This is a genomic window from Bacillus cereus group sp. BfR-BA-01347 (genome assembly GCF_022663835.1).
Taxonomy (GTDB): domain Bacteria; phylum Bacillota; class Bacilli; order Bacillales; family Bacillaceae_G; genus Bacillus_A; species Bacillus_A thuringiensis_K.
In genome coordinates this window covers 97,648-118,250 of sequence record NZ_JAKUGG010000012.1, presented here as the reverse complement: position 1 = coordinate 118,250, position 20,603 = coordinate 97,648, and the positions used below count along the sequence as shown (strand labels likewise).

Here is a 20,603-nt window from a genome sequence, read left to right as displayed (position 1 = left end):
TTATCTCCTTTATTCCTTAACACTAACTTCTAAACCAAATCCCCATAAACCTACACCAGGACCAAATGGTGCATGGAATTTGAATCCGCTTTTTCCAGCTTCAAAAGATCCCCCGAGTGTTCCAAGCGATGCTGATCCCCCAATTTGTAACTTTTTATCCATAAATGGAATAGGAATTTTTATAGCACTCTCATATTTTACTAGAATAGCTTCAGCTCCTATATGTAAGTTTCCATTTTCCACATGAGCACCTAACTCTGCAGTAGCAATCGCTACTTTAGCCTCAGCTCCTATTCCAAATCCTTTAATATTCTCTTGTTCTATTCCAGCTTGGGCTACTGTAAAACCAACCATAGGTCCATAGGTTTGTTCTCTCTTTTCTTTATCTTTTACATCAAATCTATCATAAGTACGAGAACTTACAAATGGCTCTGCTTCAAGTGTAAGACCTTTAATAAATATACCACCATATCCCTTTTCCTCAGTAAATGATTTTTCATACTTTTTACCATTTATTATACTACCAATTCCTTTTACAACTACTCCAGTAACTGTTGCTACTCCATTAGCTGTTTCCTCAGCTTTTTCCTTTACCTCTTTTGAATCCATCAAAAACCAATCATTTTTAACAGCTTCTTTTTCAATTTGAACAGCATGAACTTTATCTTCTGATTTTTTTTGAATAGCCACCGTCCATTCCATATTTAATTCTTTCACACTAAATATCCCTGTTAAAGCATTAAAACCTTTTCCACTTTGGACTTCCGCAAGACCTGTAGCAATACTCGCTGCTAATTGAATTGCTGTACTATAATTATTACTAGAGGTCTGATTGAATTGATACAAATGATCCAGCTTTTCTTGCAGTTTTTTCCTCATAACAATAAAAAGATTTACCATAGCATCCATACCCGGAATTGGCATAGCTTGATTGACAGCTTCCATACTTGTTTTCATTCGGTCAATTTCTCGAATTTGTTCTAACACTTCTTGTTCAATAACATCAGTGGAAGCTACCTGTGATTGAAATTGACTTGGAAAGGCATTATTCTGACGGATTAGTTCTTCACATAAGTAAATAATTCCTTGTGCTAGAGGACGAAAAGTTTGTACAAAAAATGATTTTGCACTGCTATACGTTTGCCCTTGTAACACAGTATCAATTGCAAAAGCATCAATCGACTGAATCGCTTGTTCCATACCTTGAATGGTGGCCGTACATACAGCATTCATACTTTGAGTTTGGTTCTGTACTTCTCCCAAATACATATTTAAACTCATGAATTAGCCTCCTTTACTAATTGTTGTTGCTGATATGAAAGGACGTTTTCTAAATTACTAAGATCTCGTTTCTCTTTAAACAATGTTTCTTTTTTGTTTTCCAATTCAAATGTTACTTTTCGTTCAATATGTTGTGCATCTTGATACGTATTCATAAAAAACTGGGACATTTCTCTATCACCATGCCAAGTTCCTAAAATTCGTTCAAACAAACGACGATTTCGACTCCTACATTCATAAAAATCTGCTTCCGCTTGTTCCTGAGCTTGAATCGCGAATTGATTTCGGTCCTGTTCTTCAAATACATTTCGTAACTTTAGATTTAACTCTTTAATTTTATTTTCAATATCTCGACCCATCTTTTTCCTCCTACTATTTTACTTTACGTAGGTTGTCACATCAGCGAAAAGTATTGTGAAGTTCGTTATCCATTCTCTCAAATTCTTTAGCTACCGAATGAATATTATCAACCGCTTGCTGGAAGGCAGCGGAAAATTGTTTCGTCAAGTCTAAAACTTGCTGATTCGCTTCTTGTGATTTGAAATTAACAGACAACGTTGTACGCGCCGCCTTTGTTATAGAACGACTGGTTGCACTTTGAATCCTATCAGAGGCTGATCCCATTTTCGTAGCAATTTGCGTTGCTGTTTGTAAATTACTTTGAAATTGTCCCATTCTTTCAAACCCTTTCTATAAGTTTTCCAAACGCATCAAAGAAATCTCATTAAATATATATCCCTATCAATCGCTCGCTAGGCATGCAATCAAATGAGCCATACAATATAAGCTGTATGGCTCATTTGAAATGCTTGTTATATAGAATAAAGCGTTTTTAATTCAAACCGAAATTACGTGATAATTCTTCATCATGAGAAGCAACAGCCTCTGCAGTTTTATTAAGCTGCATATTAATTTCTTGTAATAGCTGTGCAAAGTTTTGTACCTTTGGCTTTAATTGATTGAACTGTTGGTCAAAACCTTCAAAAGCACGACCTTCCCATTCTCCTCTTAATTCATTTTGCAAGTTTTGTAGTTGACTTAAAATGTCCTCAATTTGATTTGCACCTTGTCCATATCGAGCCGCTTTCGATTTAAGCTCCTCTGGTGACATACGAATTTGTCCAGCCATTTTCATTTCCCCTTTAATACATAATGAGCAAAATATTTATTGGTTAATTTTACCAAACATATTATAATCTATTATTCTGAACTTTTAAACGTTTTATCTTTCTATTGAATATTAGAATATGAATATTCAATTCTAATCATTAAATATCCTACTTTTTCTAGCTTTACAAGATTTTATGCAAAAAAGACCACCAAAAGGCAGTCCCTCAAAGCTCAATCCCATCCCGCGCTCCACTACTTTCTCATACAAATAATTCGCAACGATAATATCTACTACAGCCAAACTAACTGATTTGAAAATAGTAATCTCTTCATCATTTTCGCGTCCGTTTTTCCCCCTCTTAGGATTTGTCCAAGTTCGGCGTGGAGATTGCTAGTTTTATCGGAATTTGAAGATTACCTGTTTCTAGATCATATTCAATTAAGCAATCCTACAAATGCCTCTTCTTCCTCATCTATAAAACCTACAAATATAATTTCTTCGATATCCTCATGATTAAATACAAATGTATACTCAGGATTAATATATCCTTCTGAATAAAAACAGCCAATATAGTCATACATCACAAGTTCTTTAATCCCAAGTTTTTGTTTTCTTCCATAGTTATTTATGTGAATTCAGCTCGTTTTTTTGTTTTGGATGAAAATTATATTTGAACTTGATAGCAATGTGGTGCTGCACCTATTAGGCAAATTTGACAAAGAAAAGATACCCAAAGGTGCCTTCCTCCCACTTGAACCATCTTAATTTTATTGTGTTGTTATTATATAAGAAAAGAAGACATCACTTAAGATGTCTTCTTTTCTTGTACACTTGGTGTTAAGAAGGTATTTATTGCTTAAAAACCATAAAAAAAATATAACAATCATCGAGTAAACCTATTATAGCATCAATAAATAGAGTTTTTATATGCATTTTTACATATATATAGATTTATTTATGTTTTATCTATATAGTTAAATTGTCTGTTTCTTGTTTTAATTCGTTTGTTTATTTTGAGTGCTCCAGCAATGGAGCCTTTTTTTATGCAATAAAACATTTTCTTAGCATTACTTAGTTGATCTATATTAACTTTACCCTCTTAAATTATATCTATATTTTACCAAATAATTATATAGATAACCAGTTTTTTCTAATAATCTAGTGAATTGATAATTTTAATGTTAGTTGTTAATACCCATAGAAAAATTCATTATGCAATGAAAATTGAGAAATCAAGAATTATAAAAAACTTATAGTATCTTTTGTAAAGGTATATTTTTAATTTGTATATTAATATGTTATAATTTAATTTCTAAAACTACCAAAAAAGGACTGCCAGTAATGGTGGTCCTTTTTTATATTGATGAGATTGTACTAGGTTGAGCAAAAAAATGGAACCCAAAAAGTTATTTCTAATGAGGATAGCCTTCTTATGATGAAGTTTAATTCAGTGGATCTGCAAGCAAACATAAAAGAAGGAAAAAATTACAATTTTACTTTACGTGGATATAGAGTACCTATACTTTCATGGTTTCCAAATTTAGATGGTGCCGAACCACAAAATTAGCACTATTCTTTAATAAAAAATCCTACTCATTTTTTAATGAGTAGGATTTTTTATTAAAGAGCTATTTCGTATTAATTTGTGCCATCATTTAATATGCTATTTTTAAATGATTTCCAAATTTGATGACTAATTATCTAAATTTCTAAACTCTATACAGCACTATCATTTAAACAATTATTAAATATATCTTCTCTCTAAAACATCGTATTATCATTAACTGCTTCACTTGGAATCTCTTGAATTACATCCCAGTGTTCGACAATCTTTCCATCCTTGATACGAAATATATCCACTATAGCAACTCCCTTATCTTGAGAATTAGTACGAGAGTGTACATGAAGAGCAACTGTATCCCCTTCAGCTACTACACGTTTAATCTCTGCAGAGGAATTAGGATTTTTAACAAAATCCTCCTTAAAGAAATCCATGAAGGCTTTTCGTCCATCAGCAACAAAAGGATTATGTTGCTTATAATCTTCGCTAACATATTTAGGGATAATATCGATATTATGTTTGTTAAAAACTTCATTATAGAAATCAACTACCATCTTTTTATTCTTTTCATTTTCTTTTACTTCTTTTGATACAGAAGCGACATTTTCACTCTTTATTGAGTTCCCTTTGTTATTACCGGTGGAAGCTTGATATACCAAAGTCGAAACTACTCCTAAAATAAATACAGAAATAATTGTTATGATTAAATTTTTCTCTAATTTCATATATACCTACCTCTTCTACTTAAATAAGTTTTCTTCTATAAAAAGCTTGAAGAAGGAGAAACCTTCCCCAAAATGTAATGTCAGGGATAATGTTAGGAATTTCATTTATCCTAACCTCCCCCTATACAAGGCATATTAGAAACGATTAACTCTAACTTAATACCTCATTAACAGTTGCACTGTCCACAATTTGAATAAACTTCTTAACCTTATCGTTCTCATCAAACTTATAAAGATGACAAAAATCTGCTACAAATGACTTCCCTGTAGCTTTATATGTTCCACTATATTTTCCATAAACGATAACAGTATTGTTATTAAAAGTATAAATTTCATCTTTAGCGCTATAGTCATTCCATTCCGTGCCAAGACGTTCATGTACGTTTTTCACTACTTCATCTGGACCTATATAAGTACCTGCATATGGAAACCCAGCAGCTTCTGTCCAAGATACATTTTCACTTAAATACGTTTTGAACGCATCCAATTTCCCTTCGCCAGTTAACACATACGTTTCATGTAATAGTTTTTGATATTTATTCATATCATTAACCCCAAGGCATTTCTTTTGTAACAACTTTTGCACTTAATTCTAATACACCTTTATTTGCATAGCCTGGATATGCTGCTTCAAGTTTTGCCACAAAATCTTTTGAAGTTCCACTTTCCTCAGAAGCTTGAACCGCCGTTCTTAGATAATCCATTGTCGCAGTAAGTGCTTGATTATTTAGGGATTTTTCGATTGATCCATGGCTAGGCACAATTATGTCAGCATGTAATGCTTGTAATACTTTCAAGTTCTCAATCCATGCCTCCATAGCCGCTTTTGAGCTAGTATCCGCTAAGAATACATGTATTTCGTTAAATACATCAATACCACCAATTAATACTTTTAGTTCTTTATTAAATAGGCTAGTTCTGTAATGATCTAAGCCTACTAGTTCAAATGTTAACCCCTGAAAATCAATCGCTTTTTCTTTAAATACTTGAGGTAATACCACGTTACTTGGTGCATTTTCTCCAAGGGCGTCTTTCCAAACTTTTAATTTCCCTAAGACAGAATGAACGATATGTTCAACAGTAGACTCTGTTGCATACGCTATAGCTTCTGGGTAAACGGCTTTAATGCTCTCTAATCCAAAGTAGTAGTCTGGATCCCCATGAATAATAAAGATTTTATCTAGAGATAAGTTGTTTTTTTTCAAATACTCTACAATTTCTTTCGAATCAGATTGCGTAAATTTTGAGTTTATTAAAAATGCATGTCCTGCTTTCTCAACTAATGTTGCTGTGACCATAAAGCTTTTTTCGTCCGAACTAAACACCGTTAATTTCACATCTTTTTGATTTGTATCGATTGTTTTAAACATAGTATGTTATTCTCCTTTTGTTAAAGTTATTAACTAATTATCATATTTTTATCTTGTTCCGATAAAATCTCCCACTCCCATTCATCTGAAAGTGTAATAGTACCGGCGAATATTCCGGAGATGAATGTCAGGTGGCCTAAGATAACATGTTTGCTACTGTATCCTAAATTTTCTTAATATAAATTTTTAAAACGCGCTTCAATTTTATCCGGTGTCATTACGCCACCACCAATAGGAATAATTTGATTATCCTTTTGTAAAAGTAATGAAGGATAGCTATTAACACCAAGCTGTCGAACTTTATTGAAATCATTTTGGACATCTATTATTGTTTCTTGAGCGTTTAAACGTTCTAATACTTGTTCAGGGTCCAAACCATGCTCGATTGCAATCTTGCGATATGTTTCAGGATCACTCAGACTTTGGCCCTCATAATAAAACGCTTTTTGCATAGCCGAAGTGAATTCTAATAAACGGTCTGGCGCTAATGAGCGTAAAGCTGAAAAACCAATTGCAGCATCTTTCGAATTCATTTTAAAAGTCCCTTCCTCCACCAATTTTTGATAGGAAGGACCAAATTCAGCACCTGTAAGTTGATTAATTCTTTTATTTCCTTCTTCTATATATGAGAAGTTTTTCATTGGTAAATTATCTAAAAATAACCCTCCACATAAAACCGTTAATGGTACTTCAGTGTGGTTTTTGTAAAATCCTTTAATACTTTCTGAAAAACCATAGCACCATCCACAATATGCATCCCATACGTAAATAAGATTATCTTGTTTCGTCTCCATTTAAATCTCCTACCTTTTTTTATTATCCAGCTCAACTAAATTTTTGGTTTATATAGGTACGTCTTTTTATACCTTGTTCTTTTTTAGATGCCTTACTATATTTCCCAAAAACTAATATTTCCAAAGAAAGATCCACCAAGGTTTTTAACAAAAGATAACATTGCACCTTATTGCCCCGTAACAGAAAATACTAAAGCTTGGAATATGCATTGATTTGAATGTGTTAGTAACTTTCTACACCGGGTGGCAACGTATGGACCACCATCCTTAATTAAATATATAAATCATATTTTTAGCAGATATTAGTTGTAACTAAAATGATTACACCTTTATGTAATCATTTTAGTTACAACTAATATAGAAGTCAATTCTTTTTTTCGAAAACATTAAATTTCTACATTATAACGAAATTCTGTGTTAACTTGTAAAAAAAAAAGAGGAGCCATCTCCTCTTCATAAATAAACACTATTTAATTTGTTCCTTATACTCACGGTTAACAACTACATACCACTTTCCTGTATCAAATTTTTCTTTATTAATCACGTAAACTTTACTTTCTCTCATTACCTCACCTGGTTTTAATCCCTTAGTAATAGTAGAGGTCTCGCCTTTTTCAACCGCATAACTACTAGCTGCCAACACATCACTTTGGTAAGCATTATCATTTTCATCCACTAAATCCACTGATGGTAAAACGGCTAATTTCATCGGTTCGTTTGTGATATTTTTCCCTTCTGCTTCTACAACAATAAAGACATGTCCATCTTCAGGTTTTTGGAATCCTATACTTTCTTTACCAACCTTATCTCTTTCTACAACTCTTTTTACAGTTACATCAAATTTAGGCGTATGAAAATCCTTGTTTACAGCATACTCTTTTTCTTTTATTTTTGATTTCTCTTTTGTTTGTTCTGTATTTTTCTGCTTTGTATTCTCTTTCGTTTTCGCCTCACCAGTTGTTTGCACTTTCTTTTCTTCTTGTTTAGAATTGGTTTCTTTAGATTCTGAAGAAGTTTTGTCGGATGTATTGCCGCAACCAGATAAATTGAATACTAAAGCGCCACCTAAAATACATGTAGTAAATTTTTTCAACATCTCTTTTTATCCCCCAATAACACGATATGTAAATTCCTTACTTATCATAGCAAAAAACACGATCTTAAATTGTTGCATCTTGTCGAATGATTAAGAATAATCATGTTTTTATTGCATATAAAAACATGATCTTGATGTAGTACCAAGATTATGTTTTATGTTGATGTTATTTATAAAACACTTTATTCACATTATACTTCGCTTGAAATTCGTTAATCATATATGTTTCGTAAATTTCTCTTTCCATCGGATTTTCTACAATTACGATACACTTCATCACGATGATTTTTAATACGTTGTCTTACTTTACGTGCTTTCCCAACAAAAAGAAGTTCGTCATTAAAATTATAGTTGAAAAATAAAGGGAATTATATGATAGGAGATACAAATATAGACAGTCGCTGACCATTAATCTACAACCAATCCCACTCTTTACAAAAATATATCAACGATTATTCAATTATATCGATCGTAACTCCGAATATATCAACGTTTCGACACAACATATCGATTTACCGACAAATTTCGAGTGCGATATCCCCTAAACCAACAACCAATCCCACACCACGTCCACCTACAAAGAAAAAAGCACCAGGTCCCCCCTAGTGCTCTTCCTCTAAAACAAATGACAAGCCACCTGATGCCCTTTCGCAATCCCCACCATTTTCGGTACTTCCTGCGCGCATTTTTCAGTAGCGAATTCGCAGCGCGTTCTAAATTTGCAGCCGGATGGTGAGTTTAGTGGGCTTGGTACTTCTCCCTCTAGGATGATCCGTTCTTTGCCAATGTTTGTTGGATCTGGTTCTGGCATAGATGAGAGTAGTGCTTGTGTGTATGGATGTGCCGGTTTTGTGTATAGGTCTTCACTGTCGGCAATTTCTACTATGTTTCCTAAGTACATGACTCCGATGCGGTCTGATATGTGTCTTACCATGGATAGGTCATGTGCGATGAATAAATATGTGACTCCTGTTTCTTCTTGGATGTCTTGCAGCATGTTTACGACTTGTGCTTGGACTGAGACATCGAGTGCTGAGATTGGTTCGTCACATAGGATAAAGTCTGGTTTTACAGATAATGCACGCGCGATGCTAATGCGCTGGCGCTGGCCTCCGCTAAATTCGTGCGGGTAGCGATATAAGTGTTCTTCTTTTAATCCTACCTTTTTCAGAAGGTCTAAAATGATTTCTTTTTGTTCTTCTTTTTCGTAAGAACCGTGAATGTTCATTGGTTCGCTAATAATTTGGAATACATTCATTGCCGGGTTTAATGATGCGTATGGATCTTGGAAAATGATTTGCATTCGTTTTCGATATTCTTTTAGTTCACTTTCCTTTAAACTTGCGATATCTTTTCCATCAAATAAAACGTTACCTGAAGTGACATCGTGTAAGCGAATGATACTTCTTCCTGTCGTTGATTTTCCGCATCCAGATTCTCCTACTAACCCGAATGTTTCACCCTTTTTAATAGTGAAGCTTAAATCATCGACTGCTTTTAATTGCTCTGTTTTTCTGCCGAATAGTCCTTTTTTAATAGGAAAATACTTTTTTAAGTTCCGAACTTCAATTAAGTTTTCTTCATGCATGAAAATCACCTACCGCCCTATCGTTTAGCCAGCACATGGAACGTCTTTCGTTTCCGATTTCAAAATATGGTGGACGTTCTTTTTCACAAATGTCCATCGCATGCGGGCAACGCTCTGCGAACGGGCAACCTTGTGGTGGGTTTAATAAGTTTGGCGTTACACCTTGAATGGGAGCAAGTCTTTCTTTTACGCCGTTTGCGATTTTTGGCAGAGAGTTTAATAACCCTTTCGTATATGGATGATTCGGCGATTGGAAAATATCAAGTACAGGTCCTTCTTCCATAATAAGTCCGCCATACATAACGATGACGCGCGTACAGTTTTGCGCGACAATTCCTAAGTCATGCGTAATAAGAAGTAACGCCATATTCGTTTCGTTCTTTAAGTTTTTCATTAAATCTAGTATTTGTGCTTGTATCGTTACATCAAGTGCAGTCGTCGGTTCGTCAGCAATAAGAAGGTCAGGGTTACAAGACATCGCCATTGCAATCATAACCCGCTGCTTCATACCTCCGCTTAGTTCATGCGGATATTGTTTCACCCTTTCTTCTGGTGAAGAAAGACCGACTTGTTTTAACAAGTTGACCGCGATTTGCTCTGCTTCTTTCTTTTTCACTTTTTGATGACGTATAATTACTTCCATCATTTGTTTCCCAATTTTCACGACCGGATTTAGCGCTGACATTGGGTCTTGAGAGATAAGTGAAATTTGATTTCCTCTAATAGAACGCAATTCTTTTTCAGATTTAGAAAGTATGTTTTCATTATGAAAAAGGATTTCCCCTTCTTTCACTTTTCCTGGTGACGTAACGAGAGACATAACGGACTTCGCCATTACACTCTTTCCACTTCCAGATTCCCCAACGATACCGACTACTTCTCCTTTATTTAAGCGAAATGTAACGCCGCGAACCGCTTCAACTTCGCCACTTTCTATGAAAAAAGAAGTCTTTAAATTTTTCACTTCTAGTAGTTTTTCAGACACGCTTCTCACTCCCTTCACTTAACACTTTAGTTTTCATGTCCGGCTCCTTTTGGTGCGAAAGCTTTCTTCAATGCTTCACCAATTACGTTAAAACTAAGTACCGTTAAAAGGATAAGGAATCCTGGGAAGAGTGTTAAATACCAAGCTTCACCAATATATCCTTGCGCATTGTTTAGCATGCTGCCCCAAGAAGAATCTGGTTCTCTAATACCTAAACCTAAAAAACTAAGTGATGATTCCATTAAAATCGATGTCGCAATTGTTAATGTCGCAGCGATAATAATGGTTGATAAAATGTTAGGAATGATATGTCTTACAATAATCATAAGTGATTTTTGTCCTGATACTTTTGCGTATAAAACGTACTCACGCTCTTTTACAGATAACGTTTCTGCCCTTACAATACGGGCGGTGTCCATCCATGTTAGTAATCCGATAATAAGAACTAACGTCGTAATTCCTGGTTTTAAATACGCATTTAATAGTAGCATTAAAAAGAATGATGGAATTGACATAAGTACTTCAACAACCCTCATTAAGAAGTTGTCTAACTTTCCGCCAAAATATCCGCTAATTGTTCCAACTGCGGTACCGATTGTAATAGAAACAACCATCGCAAGAAAACCGACCGCAAGTGAAACTCGTCCGCCATATAACGCTCTCGTTAAGTAATCTCTTCCGTAATCATCCGTTCCGAAAGGATGACTCATACTTGGTTCTTGTAAGCGATCTGGAATCGACATTTTGCTAGGATCGTACGGCGATACGAATGCGAAAATTGATGCGACCGTTAAAATCGCAAGTATAATAACTCCCATTGCAACAAACTTATTTTTCGTAAAGCTATGTTTTATCGTTTGAAATCTCCTATTATTCATTCCAAATCACCCCCTCATTCGAATGCGCGGATCTACTACGCCATATAAAATATCAGCAATTAAGTTACCGAGAATTAACATGAATGATGATAGTAATGTAATTGCCATGATAATCGGATAATCAAATCTAAAAATAGCATTTACCCCAAGTGAACCAAGACCCGGCCATGAAAATACTGTTTCCGTAATAAATGCTCCGCCTACTAAACTTGGAATCGATAATCCGAAAATTGTAATGATTGGTATTAATACATTTCGAAGTACGTGATTAAATAAAACCGTTTTCTTTGAAGCACCGTACGCATATTGAATTTGTACATATTCTTCTTCTAATTGCTGAATCGTACTTGAACGAATATATCTCATATAAACAGATACGTTTTGGAACGCTAGCACCATACAAGGTAAAATGCCGTGTTGCACAATATCCCAAACAGAATCTTTACCTACGGTGCGCATACCCATACTCGGAAGTAGGTTCAATTTTAAAGAGAATAAGTAGACTAATAGTAGTGCAAACCAGAAAACCGGCATAGAAATACCAACATATGAAATAAAGTTTACAATGCGGTCAAAGAACGAATTCTTTTTCACACCTGTAAATAGTCCAAGTGGTATTGCGATTACGAATGAGACGAGTAAAGATGATCCCATTAACCCAATTGTTGCGGGTAATCTTTCTGCGATAAGATCTAAAACAGGACGATGATTTTGAAGTGAGTAACCAAAGTTTCCTGTTAAAATATTTTTTAACCATAAAATATACTGCACGTAAATTGGTTGATCTAGTCCTAAACTTTTGCGAATACGCTCCACATCAATTGGACTCATATTTGGCGTTACAAAGTTTCGAACAGGATCCCCCGGCGCTAGCTTTATTAATAGAAAAGAAATAATAGAAATAACAAATAAAAGCGGAATTGCATTTAAAAGCCTCTTCGCAATTACTTTATACACAAACTTCCCCCCTCAAGCTAAAGAAGCTGATTTCCACCAGCTTCTTTACTGTTTCTTATTTCACTTCATAAATCTTAGATAGATCTTCAAACATTGTGACAGGAATTGCTTTTGCTTCTTTTAATCCATCAAACTTTTTATCTACTGCAATAACTGCTTTCGGATATGCGATTGGTAGATAAGGTACGTCTTCTCTAGCTGTTTCTTGAATTTTATGGTATAGCTCTGCACGTTTTGTTTTATCTGTTTCAACTGCAGCTTCTTCCCATAACTTATCGAAATCAGCGTTTTTATAACGTGCATAGTTGTATTCAGCATTGCTTAAGAATAAGCTCTTATATGAATCTGGTTCAGGTCCCATTATGTAACCACCAAATGTAATGTCATATTCTTTATTCTCTTTATCTAAGCCTTTTTCACTTGCCGCACTAGCATCTAATGCATTTAGTTCAACTTCTAAGCCAACTTCTTTTAATTTTTGTTGTGTATAAAGCGCTAAGCTTTCCATGATTTTATTATTCGTTACATACATAACACGTACTTTTTCTTTATCTTTCACGCCAGCTTTTGCTAATAAATCTTTCGCTTCTTTTTTATCATACTTATAGTCTTTAATATCTTTCGCATAATACATAGCGTCTGGCGTTAAGATTGAATTTGCTGGTTCTGCAAATTCACCCGAAACGAATGCTGAGTTAATCATTTCTTTTTTATCTAACGCATGCGCAATTGCTTGGCGCACTTCTTTTTTCTTCATCAAATCTGTATTCATGTTATAAGATAAGTAGAATAATCTACCTTCAGGGAATGTCACCATTGAGAAGTTCCCAGTGCTATCTAATTTCTTAAAGTCTTGTGGCTCAATCATCTTCATATTGATTTGACCATTTTGCAGTGAAACATTGGCTGTATTACGGTCTTTTACAACTCGGTATACGATAGAGTCTAATTTAGCTTTCCCACCTACATAATCATCGAATCGATCTAATGCAACGTACTCATCTGATTTATATTCTTTAAACTTAAACGGACCTGACCCTACAGGTTGTAAGTTTTTCTTACTCTTCGCTAAATCTGCTTCCCCTTCAAATACATGTTTCGGAATCGGGAAGAAATCATTCATCACACCTTCGAAAGATGCGCTTACTTGTGGTAAAACGAATTGAGTTGTTAACTCATCTACCTTTTTCACTTCAAGCGGCTTTCCTTTAAAAATAAAGTTTTCACGACTTGAGCTATTTTGCTTCTCATCTAAAATAGATTGGAATGTAAATGCTATATCGTCTGATTTAATTTTCTTACCATCATGCCATTTCAAATTATCTTTTAATTTCAATGTCCACGTTAATTGATCTTCTGAAGGCGTAAAGCTCTCAGCAAGAACAAACTTTTTCTTACCGTCTTCCATATGATATAGCGGCGCATATAAAGCTTGCTGCACAGTTAATGACACACGATCATTCGCATAAAGCGGATTCATCGTATCTGGATTATCGCTAACACCAATCGTTAACGTTCCTCCATCTTTCGAAGTCCCTGATTTACTAGTGCCCGCTTGCTTCGAATCTTTTTCCCCTGAACAAGCAGCTAATGCAATAAATAATAGTAGGACAAATGGTAATACAAACAACTTCTTCTTCATATTCCGACCCCTCTCGACTATTTACACCTATAAGAAAACTCGGAATTAATACCGAGTTTTCTTATAGGTTTTAAATTACCACTACCCGTATGTATTGTCAAACTTTTTCCCAAAGATAGAAAGTTTTTAATCTATTCATGCATTCTTGCGATAAAGTGAAACTTTAATCAGTGGGGGGTTTGTCCATCCCCCACTGATTATTAGTTGAACCAATCGGGCTTTTACGGGCAGCCCGACTCCCACCTAACTCCTCCGCATTCGCCGAGTTTTGAGGTGGGAGTCTTACTGCCCGTTAATGCGGGATAAACTATATTTATGCGGAGGAGAAAATAAAAAGACCACGAATAAGTAGCCTCATAAAATGAGTTAAAAAACTATCAACTTACAGAAAACCCCTCTAAAATGATTGTTTTATATGATCGAAAATGTAGAATAAAATTAAAGACAAAAAACATATTTAGGAGGTTATCATGACATTTGATGAATTGAAAAAAAACAAACCAACAACCGCATGGGTTGAGTATGATGAAGACGGGGAATTTTTCACTGAAGAAAATATAAGTGCAACAAATACAGCCCTTGACACTTACATTAACAACTTACAGCGATTAGGAGAGAATCCAACCGAAGTCGAAGTCATGCAAGTTGTTAAAGAGGTAGTTATGAAATTAAATGAACTAAATATCGAACATGACCATTTTATCGAAACAATGGAAAGAGAAGATCTCTATGAATTTATCGATGCAGCTGCACGAATAGCTGGCTTAGAATCTGAGGAAGATATAACAGAAGAATGGCGGGAATGGTAACAAAGGCTGCATTTACTCCTTCATAAAAATTCATCCCTTATTCTCCGATTGGAAAATAAGAGACGAACAAAGACAATCTACTCAGCTCCCTTAAGGTTTTAATAGTTTAATATTTGATTTTCAAGTTTGCCTTCACAAATTCCTGTTAACACTGATAATAAGAAAAACAGGCCGTAAAACGGGCGATCAATTTGATCATATAGGTCATACGCTTCGCCAAGTGGAATATCCGAATCATGTGGTTGTTCACCCTGTAACAATTACTAACAGCGCGTAGAAAACCTTTGGGTAAATAAGAAGCAAATCAATGATTAAAAGATTGTAACCCCTACTATAAGAAATACTATTATTACTAAAGGAAGAATGATAATCATAAAGGATATTATTATTGTTAATAATGCTTTCCATGCTGAAAATTGGTGTGCTTCTCCTAAACATTTTAAGGAAATAATGATTGTCCAAATTGCAATAACTATATCAATTATGGCAAAAATAAGAAACAAAATCGTTAAAGTTATGCTACTATCCATTTCCGGTGTCTCACTCGTAAAGTTTTCTATCCCAAACAAGAAAAATGAAGGCACCCAAACTAATATAAGAGAATAAACGTAAGGGATATAAGAATAGGCAACTGAGTAACGTGTTTTCTCAAAGGTACCTTGTCCACCAAGTTTTTTTGCCACCCAATTAAATAACGCTGGTAGCAAAAAATAATAAATTAAGAAAGCAACGAAGGTACCGAATATAACCATTGAGATTATTGAAACTGGACTACTTATTGAATCCCCCATATTTTTAGAAGATGCTCGATCTAAAGTCTGTACGAATGAACCTAATAAAATGAGTAAAAACACATTCTTAGGTTTGGATATAAAAATTTCTTTCATTGTATCACGTGGTTTTGTCCAAATGGAGAACCAAGGATTAAGTGCACGTTTAAATTGATTTTCTGGAGTTTCCATAAAAAAACATTCCCCTTTCTTAAAACATATCAAATATAAATCCCTAATTATCCCAGTTATGTATATAGAAATATTAAAGCATAAATAGACGGTTATTTAAATATAAACATTCAATCATTTAATTCCATCTGAAACTTAGGAGGAGTGCTTCTTAGCAATTACCTCTATATTTTCTTACATTTTTAACTATGGGCTGAGTAGTTACTTTCATTTTTGAGTACCTCACATTCTTTAATACACGGGATAAACAGCTATAATCTTATCATCAATAAGAACAAACCTAATTTCCATTCCTTCAGATGTTTTACCACAATATAATCTTCCACTTATACATCTTTTATTGCTATAAGTCTCGTGAATGGCTTCCATAAGAAGAATGCGATTATACACTTGAAATGCAACAAATTCTCTTTAAAAGCCTATACGTATTTTCCCTCCATCTTCTATATGCTTCCGTAAATAATAATACTTATGGAGTTCTATAATCATATAAAACAAACCAAACGAAAACACTGTGCATGCACACATAAATACAATCGCACCCATCTGTTGTGTTGCAATGCTAAGAATTATATTAGCAATTAACTGCCCCGATCCCGCTGCAATAGCTGCTACTTTTACACCACCAGTTCCTTTCGATGATTTTGATTTTTTTCTTGGTTCCTGAAGTTTTTCAATATGATTTTTATAAAAATAATACAAAGCAAAACCATACAAACCAAATGAAAGAATAAAATAGATGGGAGTTTGTAATTGTAACACTTCATAAGCATATTTTTGAGTTATAACCAATAATCCGACTGAACATATGGCGCCATATACTCCTCGAAATAGAGTGTATTGTAACTGTCGTTTCCGAGGATTGATAGCAATCCATATCGCCCACAAATTTAAAAAAATAACTGGAGGAGTTACTATATATACATAGAGTAATCGAAAAGGATTCGCAAAAGCAGGCAAAAGAACAAACACATCTGCCCCCAAAAGGACAAGACCAATTACGTGGACTCTTATTTCATTTACAGGATAAAGAGCCATATAATGTGCAAAAGCTTTCTTATTAAAATCTAGACTTTTTTTCATGTTAATTAAACCACCCCGCTACTGTTCCAATCAGTAAAAGTTTCATAACTATTCATTCTCTCCCCCTAAATTTATCCATAATATTATGAGCAACTATATTCCATAGTAAAGAAAGTACGGTAACAAAAAGTACAGCTAAAGAAAAATAAATCCTATCCTTCCATGTATCATGTACAATCATGCCCAGTATAATCATTATTAACGCACCAACACATATAACTATTTTTGAAAATTTTTGCATTCTATTATCTCGCTTCCTTCTCAAACTTAAATGAAACTCCTGCGGAATCTATAACCATACCCACCTATTATAATCTCACCTTTGACACTTCTATCATAATCACCTAATACAGGTATATAATCAGGTATCTTAATTTTAGTAATTTCCGCTTCATATGTTTGCAATACTATCAACGTTTCAGATGTCCTTTATACATTCCTTATTTAACCCCAAAACATTAAAATATGAATATTATAAAAATTAACTATCTACTTCCCATCAAAATTACGGTAATCCTATTAAGCCTGGGGTTACTCCTTCTACCTTCGCCCATTCAAACGAGCACTCAACTAACATTTGATTCTTACAATTAATTTTTAATAAACCTTCTTCTTCTATCGTATTTATTTCAAAATAATCAATTATATTTTCTGTCCCTAAACCTCTTATTGTTAAATTATGAATAGTAAAGAAAGATATCTCTACATAAATTACATCCCACTTATTCCATCGTTTTGGCTTGTTTTCAACATTTTCCTTTGTCATCAATTGAATAACTAAAGTAGGACCATCTCTTTTAAGACGCACATCTAATAACTCTGATTCTTCAAACTTTGGTATTTCCCCAAAAATACTAATTAACGCTTGTGGATTTAAAAATTTAAATTGATCAATCATTTTTTACTCCCTATTTATTATTTCTCTTCTCAAAATAATAATAATCCTCCATACCATCTACCTGTCCTGTTCGTGTATTGTATTCAGGTCTTACATTATGATGCGGTGGATGATCTCCAACTCCACCTTCTCCAAACTTATGACCCTCTGAATGATCTTGATTGACCTTTTACTTCATATGTAAATTCTCGAGTCATAATAGGCTGTTTATTATCATTCAATATCCTTTTACCATTGCTATCTGTTAATGGTACCATCTTTTGACTAATCGGGTGTTGAAATCTAGGTATATTTAATTGTCTTTTAATTTCTTTTAAACTAGCTCCCCTAGATTCATGAGAATTTTCCCCCTCAATCTTCTTAACTTTGAGATAATATTAAAAAGACTTATGCGTAATTCACATAAGTCTTACTTTTGTTACTCATAATTAATTATTCTTCCTCGTCTTCAAACTCATATAAGCTATCAAGTAATTCTGCAAAAGATGAACAAACAGGATAGATGGATTCTTCCATTTCTTCTTCCTCATGGTCCCAAAATACGACTGTTGGTGACTGAGGATTATTTCGGTAATCAAAGCATAGAAGGTTACCAAACGGGTCTCTAGCAAAAGGATATACTTTATCTACCAATCTATCTTTTATACTATTATATGTTTGCAGCATAGAAATTTTTCTCTCAGAGTCTAAGGTTAAAAGGTTATTAAGTGAATCTTCATCCTGATTAGGAATATTGAATGTATCTGGAGTAGGATAGCCACCATCATATTTCTTTACACACTCAATAAAATCATTAGGAAATTTAATACCAAAGTACTCTTCTAATTGTTCAATTTGTTCATCTGTAACTTTTTTCTCACTTACATTAATCCATGTAATGTTGTTCATAATTATAAACCGCCCTATCTTTTCCTCAAATTTTATATCCACCTGTATGACCAGTATCGTGATGTATCTGATAATCTACAAGTTGTATTCGACCAGGTTCCTGATTATGAAAGATTTAAAATTAATTCTGCTAAACTATCACAAATAACTTCGAAGCTTCTGCTTTCATAATCTTCTAATTTTACTTGTCCATTTTCATTATCTACAACTACCAAGAGACCATTAAATTCCATACCAATAGGAATATTATTCAGTTGATTATCATGTGCGCCTCGGTATCCTTGTAAAGATACATAAAAATCATGTAGTTCAATTCCTGGTATAACAGGATTTAATTCAAAATCATAACCTAAATAATTACCCCCTAAGTCTAAAAACCAATAAGAATTATAATATTCTTTAATTGAATTATGTAATTCTATCCCCAAATCTTTTTCTATATCAGAAAAATCATGAATTATATTTTTCTCTAAAGGTTTCCAAAATACGTATCCCTCTATATCAGGTTCTCCTTCATAGATAAAAGCCTCTGCTTCTTCTATCCATAAAGATTTTGGCAATGAATTATTACAATCTTGCCACTCTCTAATTATTTTATCAAAACAATTTTTCATTTCATTTTTCATTTTTTATTTACCTCCTAATTTATGATGTTCAATAAATTTCTGAAGCATTTCTGCATATTCTGCATCTTTTCCCCATGCTTCAATCGCTTTTTCTGCGTTATGAATCCCTCCAAAACCAGGATGTAGTGGAAGCGGAACACAAACAGCTTGACCACCACCAATATGGTGATGGACTAATTTAGTTCCACGTAATCCAGTAAAATCATATTGTAGAAATTCCCCTCTAAATCATTAAGGATTTAGAGGGGAATTTCCCTATCACATAAGTAATATCATTTCTTATTAAATTTACTGTGTATCAGTTCAAAGAATTTATTTGCACCAAGTGAAATTGCGCCAATAATAAGAACACCAATAATAAAATAAATCTTTTTAAATAAGTTGTAAGGAGATAAAATAGCAACTACAAGAAGTATTATAATTGCAACGAATGTGACTAATTTTCCAACTTTAAATGCTTGCATATCAGCATTCCTCCTTCTGGATAAAAACAGCCAATATATTCATACATCACAGGTTCTTTAACCATAGGTTTTTGTTTCCTTCCATAAATCACAATACTTAAAATTCAATAAACCTCTTTAAAAGGTTTCATGTGTTCTACCCCCATCTTCTATATGCTTCCTTAAATAATAATACCTATGGAGTTCCATAATGAAATGAAACAACATAAACGAAAGCATGGAATATACACACATTAATACAATTGCTACCATCTTTTGTGTTGCAAAACCAAGACTAATATTAGCAATGAGTTGACCCAATCCTACAAAAACCACTACTCCAAAACTAGAGTTTTTTTTCGATGATTTTGATTTTTTGATTGATTCCTGAAGTTTTTTAATATGATTTTTATAATAATAATGCAAAGCAAAAATATACAAACCAACCGAAAAAATAAAATAGATAGGAGTTTGTAATCCTAACATTCCATATGCAAACTTTTGGGTTATAATTAATAATCCTACTGAACATACGATGCCAAATACCCCACGAAATAGAGTGTATTGTAATTGTCGCTTCCTAGGATTTATAACAATCCATATTGCCCATACATTAAAAAAAGCAACTGGTGGAACTATTATGTACATATATATCGGTTGAACAGGATTCGCAAAAGCAGGTAAAAGCACAAATATATCTGCTATCCCAATCACAAGAGTAATTATAGTCGATCTTATATCATTTACAGCATAAAGAGCCATATAATATTCAAAAACTTTTTTATTAAAATCTGTATTTTTTTTCATGTTAATTAAACCACCCCCGCTACTGTTAACCAAGCTTTTTTCGAACCCGTTTTCACCCTATCCTTAATACTATTATCTTCACCATCACCATCTAAATCA

Annotated in this window: 24 protein-coding genes and 6 pseudogenes; 1 reads left to right on the top strand and 29 read right to left on the bottom strand. The window is 33.8% G+C overall.

Going from position 1 to position 20,603, the window contains the following annotated elements; all coding sequences use genetic code 11:
- Positions 1–9 precede the first annotated feature (9 nt).
- The 17 genes and pseudogenes from MR143_RS18270 to MR143_RS18190 form a co-directional block, all read right to left on the bottom strand.
- Entirely contained in the window at positions 10–1,281 is a 1,272-nt protein-coding gene (locus MR143_RS18270; protein ID WP_000056070.1) for a T7SS effector LXG polymorphic toxin, read from the bottom strand.
- Complete coding sequence (locus MR143_RS18265) at positions 1,278–1,640, bottom strand: DUF3958 family protein (protein WP_000532193.1); 363 nt, start codon at positions 1,638–1,640, stop codon at positions 1,278–1,280. Before MR143_RS18265 ends, MR143_RS18270 begins: the two co-directional genes overlap by 4 nt.
- 40 nt (positions 1,641–1,680) lie before the next feature.
- A complete protein-coding gene (locus MR143_RS18260) occupies positions 1,681–1,956 on the bottom strand; it encodes a TIGR04197 family type VII secretion effector (protein WP_000529664.1) in 276 nt (91 codons plus the stop codon).
- A 157-nt stretch (positions 1,957–2,113) separates the two neighbouring features.
- Positions 2,114–2,410, bottom strand: a complete 297-nt coding sequence (locus tag MR143_RS18255) for a WXG100 family type VII secretion target (RefSeq protein ID WP_000918592.1) — start codon at positions 2,408–2,410, stop codon at positions 2,114–2,116.
- 132 nt (positions 2,411–2,542) lie between these two features.
- Positions 2,543–2,710, bottom strand: a complete 168-nt coding sequence (locus MR143_RS33240; protein WP_242280889.1) for an ornithine cyclodeaminase — start codon at positions 2,708–2,710, stop codon at positions 2,543–2,545.
- Positions 2,711–2,826: 116 nt separating this feature from the next.
- Positions 2,827–3,012 (bottom strand): annotated as a pseudogene (locus tag MR143_RS18245) (DUF4176 domain-containing protein); the annotation flags it as partial.
- Between the two features lie 1,141 nt (positions 3,013–4,153).
- On the bottom strand, positions 4,154–4,678 hold the full coding sequence (locus MR143_RS18240; protein ID WP_086406691.1) for a nuclear transport factor 2 family protein: 525 nt from the start codon (positions 4,676–4,678) through the stop codon (positions 4,154–4,156).
- 151 nt (positions 4,679–4,829) lie between these two features.
- The gene (locus MR143_RS18235; protein WP_001046374.1) at positions 4,830–5,222 is read right to left on the bottom strand and encodes a nuclear transport factor 2 family protein; all 393 of its coding nucleotides are present in this window, start codon (positions 5,220–5,222) and stop codon (positions 4,830–4,832) included.
- 4 nt (positions 5,223–5,226) lie between these two features.
- On the bottom strand, positions 5,227–6,048 hold the full coding sequence (locus MR143_RS18230) for an MBL fold metallo-hydrolase (protein WP_000477273.1): 822 nt from the start codon (positions 6,046–6,048) through the stop codon (positions 5,227–5,229).
- 173 nt (positions 6,049–6,221) lie between these two features.
- Positions 6,222–6,842 (bottom strand): DsbA family protein, encoded by a 621-nt coding sequence (locus MR143_RS18225; protein ID WP_000448622.1) that lies wholly within the window; start codon positions 6,840–6,842, stop codon positions 6,222–6,224.
- 466 nt (positions 6,843–7,308) lie between these two features.
- Positions 7,309–7,938, bottom strand: coding sequence for a DUF4352 domain-containing protein (locus MR143_RS18220; RefSeq protein WP_242280882.1), 630 nt, complete (start codon positions 7,936–7,938; stop codon positions 7,309–7,311).
- 166 nt (positions 7,939–8,104) lie between these two features.
- Positions 8,105–8,300: pseudogene (locus MR143_RS18215) on the bottom strand (GIY-YIG nuclease family protein); the annotation flags it as partial.
- A gap of 254 nt (positions 8,301–8,554) precedes the next feature.
- Positions 8,555–9,526 (bottom strand): ABC transporter ATP-binding protein, encoded by a 972-nt coding sequence (locus tag MR143_RS18210; RefSeq protein WP_000544128.1) that lies wholly within the window; start codon positions 9,524–9,526, stop codon positions 8,555–8,557.
- Positions 9,519–10,511 carry an ABC transporter ATP-binding protein gene (locus tag MR143_RS18205; protein ID WP_001291149.1) on the bottom strand — a complete coding sequence of 331 codons (993 nt, stop codon included), beginning with the start codon at positions 10,509–10,511 and terminating at the stop codon, positions 9,519–9,521. The genes MR143_RS18210 and MR143_RS18205 overlap by 8 nt, the downstream gene beginning before the upstream one ends.
- A 26-nt stretch (positions 10,512–10,537) precedes the next feature.
- Entirely contained in the window at positions 10,538–11,389 is an 852-nt protein-coding gene (locus tag MR143_RS18200; protein WP_001065278.1) for an ABC transporter permease, read from the bottom strand.
- Between the two features lie 6 nt (positions 11,390–11,395).
- Entirely contained in the window at positions 11,396–12,346 is a 951-nt protein-coding gene (locus MR143_RS18195; protein WP_000278787.1) for an ABC transporter permease, read from the bottom strand.
- Positions 12,347–12,401: 55 nt separating this feature from the next.
- Complete coding sequence (locus MR143_RS18190) at positions 12,402–13,988, bottom strand: ABC transporter substrate-binding protein (protein WP_242280881.1); 1,587 nt, start codon at positions 13,986–13,988, stop codon at positions 12,402–12,404.
- Positions 13,989–14,458: 470 nt separating this feature from the next.
- Between MR143_RS18190 and MR143_RS18185 the strand changes: the two genes are divergently transcribed.
- Positions 14,459–14,797, top strand: a complete 339-nt coding sequence (locus tag MR143_RS18185; RefSeq protein ID WP_000141761.1) for a hypothetical protein — start codon at positions 14,459–14,461, stop codon at positions 14,795–14,797.
- Between the two features lie 98 nt (positions 14,798–14,895).
- On the opposite strand, the gene MR143_RS18180 is transcribed toward MR143_RS18185, so the two are convergent.
- The 12 genes and pseudogenes from MR143_RS18180 to MR143_RS18125 all read right to left on the bottom strand — a co-directional run bounded on the left by MR143_RS18180 (position 14,896) and on the right by MR143_RS18125 (position 20,504).
- Positions 14,896–15,057: a hypothetical protein gene (locus MR143_RS18180; protein WP_033690333.1), complete on the bottom strand. Its 162-nt coding sequence runs from the start codon at positions 15,055–15,057 to the stop codon at positions 14,896–14,898.
- 51 nt (positions 15,058–15,108) lie between these two features.
- Positions 15,109–15,759 carry a Yip1 family protein gene (locus tag MR143_RS18175; RefSeq protein ID WP_000449725.1) on the bottom strand — a complete coding sequence of 217 codons (651 nt, stop codon included), beginning with the start codon at positions 15,757–15,759 and terminating at the stop codon, positions 15,109–15,111.
- A 411-nt stretch (positions 15,760–16,170) separates the two neighbouring features.
- Positions 16,171–16,842 (bottom strand): hypothetical protein, encoded by a 672-nt coding sequence (locus tag MR143_RS18170; RefSeq protein ID WP_000749011.1) that lies wholly within the window; start codon positions 16,840–16,842, stop codon positions 16,171–16,173.
- 505 nt (positions 16,843–17,347) lie between these two features.
- On the bottom strand, positions 17,348–17,740 hold the full coding sequence (locus tag MR143_RS18165) for an immunity 50 family protein (RefSeq protein WP_000566914.1): 393 nt from the start codon (positions 17,738–17,740) through the stop codon (positions 17,348–17,350).
- 10 nt (positions 17,741–17,750) lie between these two features.
- Positions 17,751–17,840, bottom strand: a pseudogene (locus tag MR143_RS18160) (HNH/endonuclease VII fold putative polymorphic toxin); the annotation flags it as partial.
- A 332-nt stretch (positions 17,841–18,172) separates the two neighbouring features.
- The gene (locus MR143_RS18155; RefSeq protein ID WP_199717839.1) at positions 18,173–18,628 is read right to left on the bottom strand and encodes an SMI1/KNR4 family protein; all 456 of its coding nucleotides are present in this window, start codon (positions 18,626–18,628) and stop codon (positions 18,173–18,175) included.
- A gap of 25 nt (positions 18,629–18,653) precedes the next feature.
- Positions 18,654–18,737: pseudogene (locus MR143_RS33235) on the bottom strand (HNH endonuclease); the annotation flags it as partial.
- Entirely contained in the window at positions 18,733–19,254 is a 522-nt protein-coding gene (locus MR143_RS18145; RefSeq protein ID WP_000787237.1) for a SecY-interacting protein Syd, read from the bottom strand. The pseudogene MR143_RS33235 and the gene MR143_RS18145, both read right to left, overlap by 5 nt.
- Before the next feature lie 3 nt (positions 19,255–19,257).
- Positions 19,258–19,419: pseudogene (locus tag MR143_RS18140) on the bottom strand (hypothetical protein); the annotation flags it as partial.
- 107 nt (positions 19,420–19,526) lie between these two features.
- Positions 19,527–19,718 (bottom strand): hypothetical protein, encoded by a 192-nt coding sequence (locus MR143_RS18135; protein ID WP_001147552.1) that lies wholly within the window; start codon positions 19,716–19,718, stop codon positions 19,527–19,529.
- Between the two features lie 11 nt (positions 19,719–19,729).
- Positions 19,730–19,822, bottom strand: a pseudogene (locus MR143_RS18130) (DUF4176 domain-containing protein); the annotation flags it as partial.
- Positions 19,823–19,835: 13 nt separating this feature from the next.
- Complete coding sequence (locus MR143_RS18125) at positions 19,836–20,504, bottom strand: hypothetical protein (RefSeq protein ID WP_242280880.1); 669 nt, start codon at positions 20,502–20,504, stop codon at positions 19,836–19,838.
- Positions 20,505–20,603 lie beyond the last annotated feature (99 nt).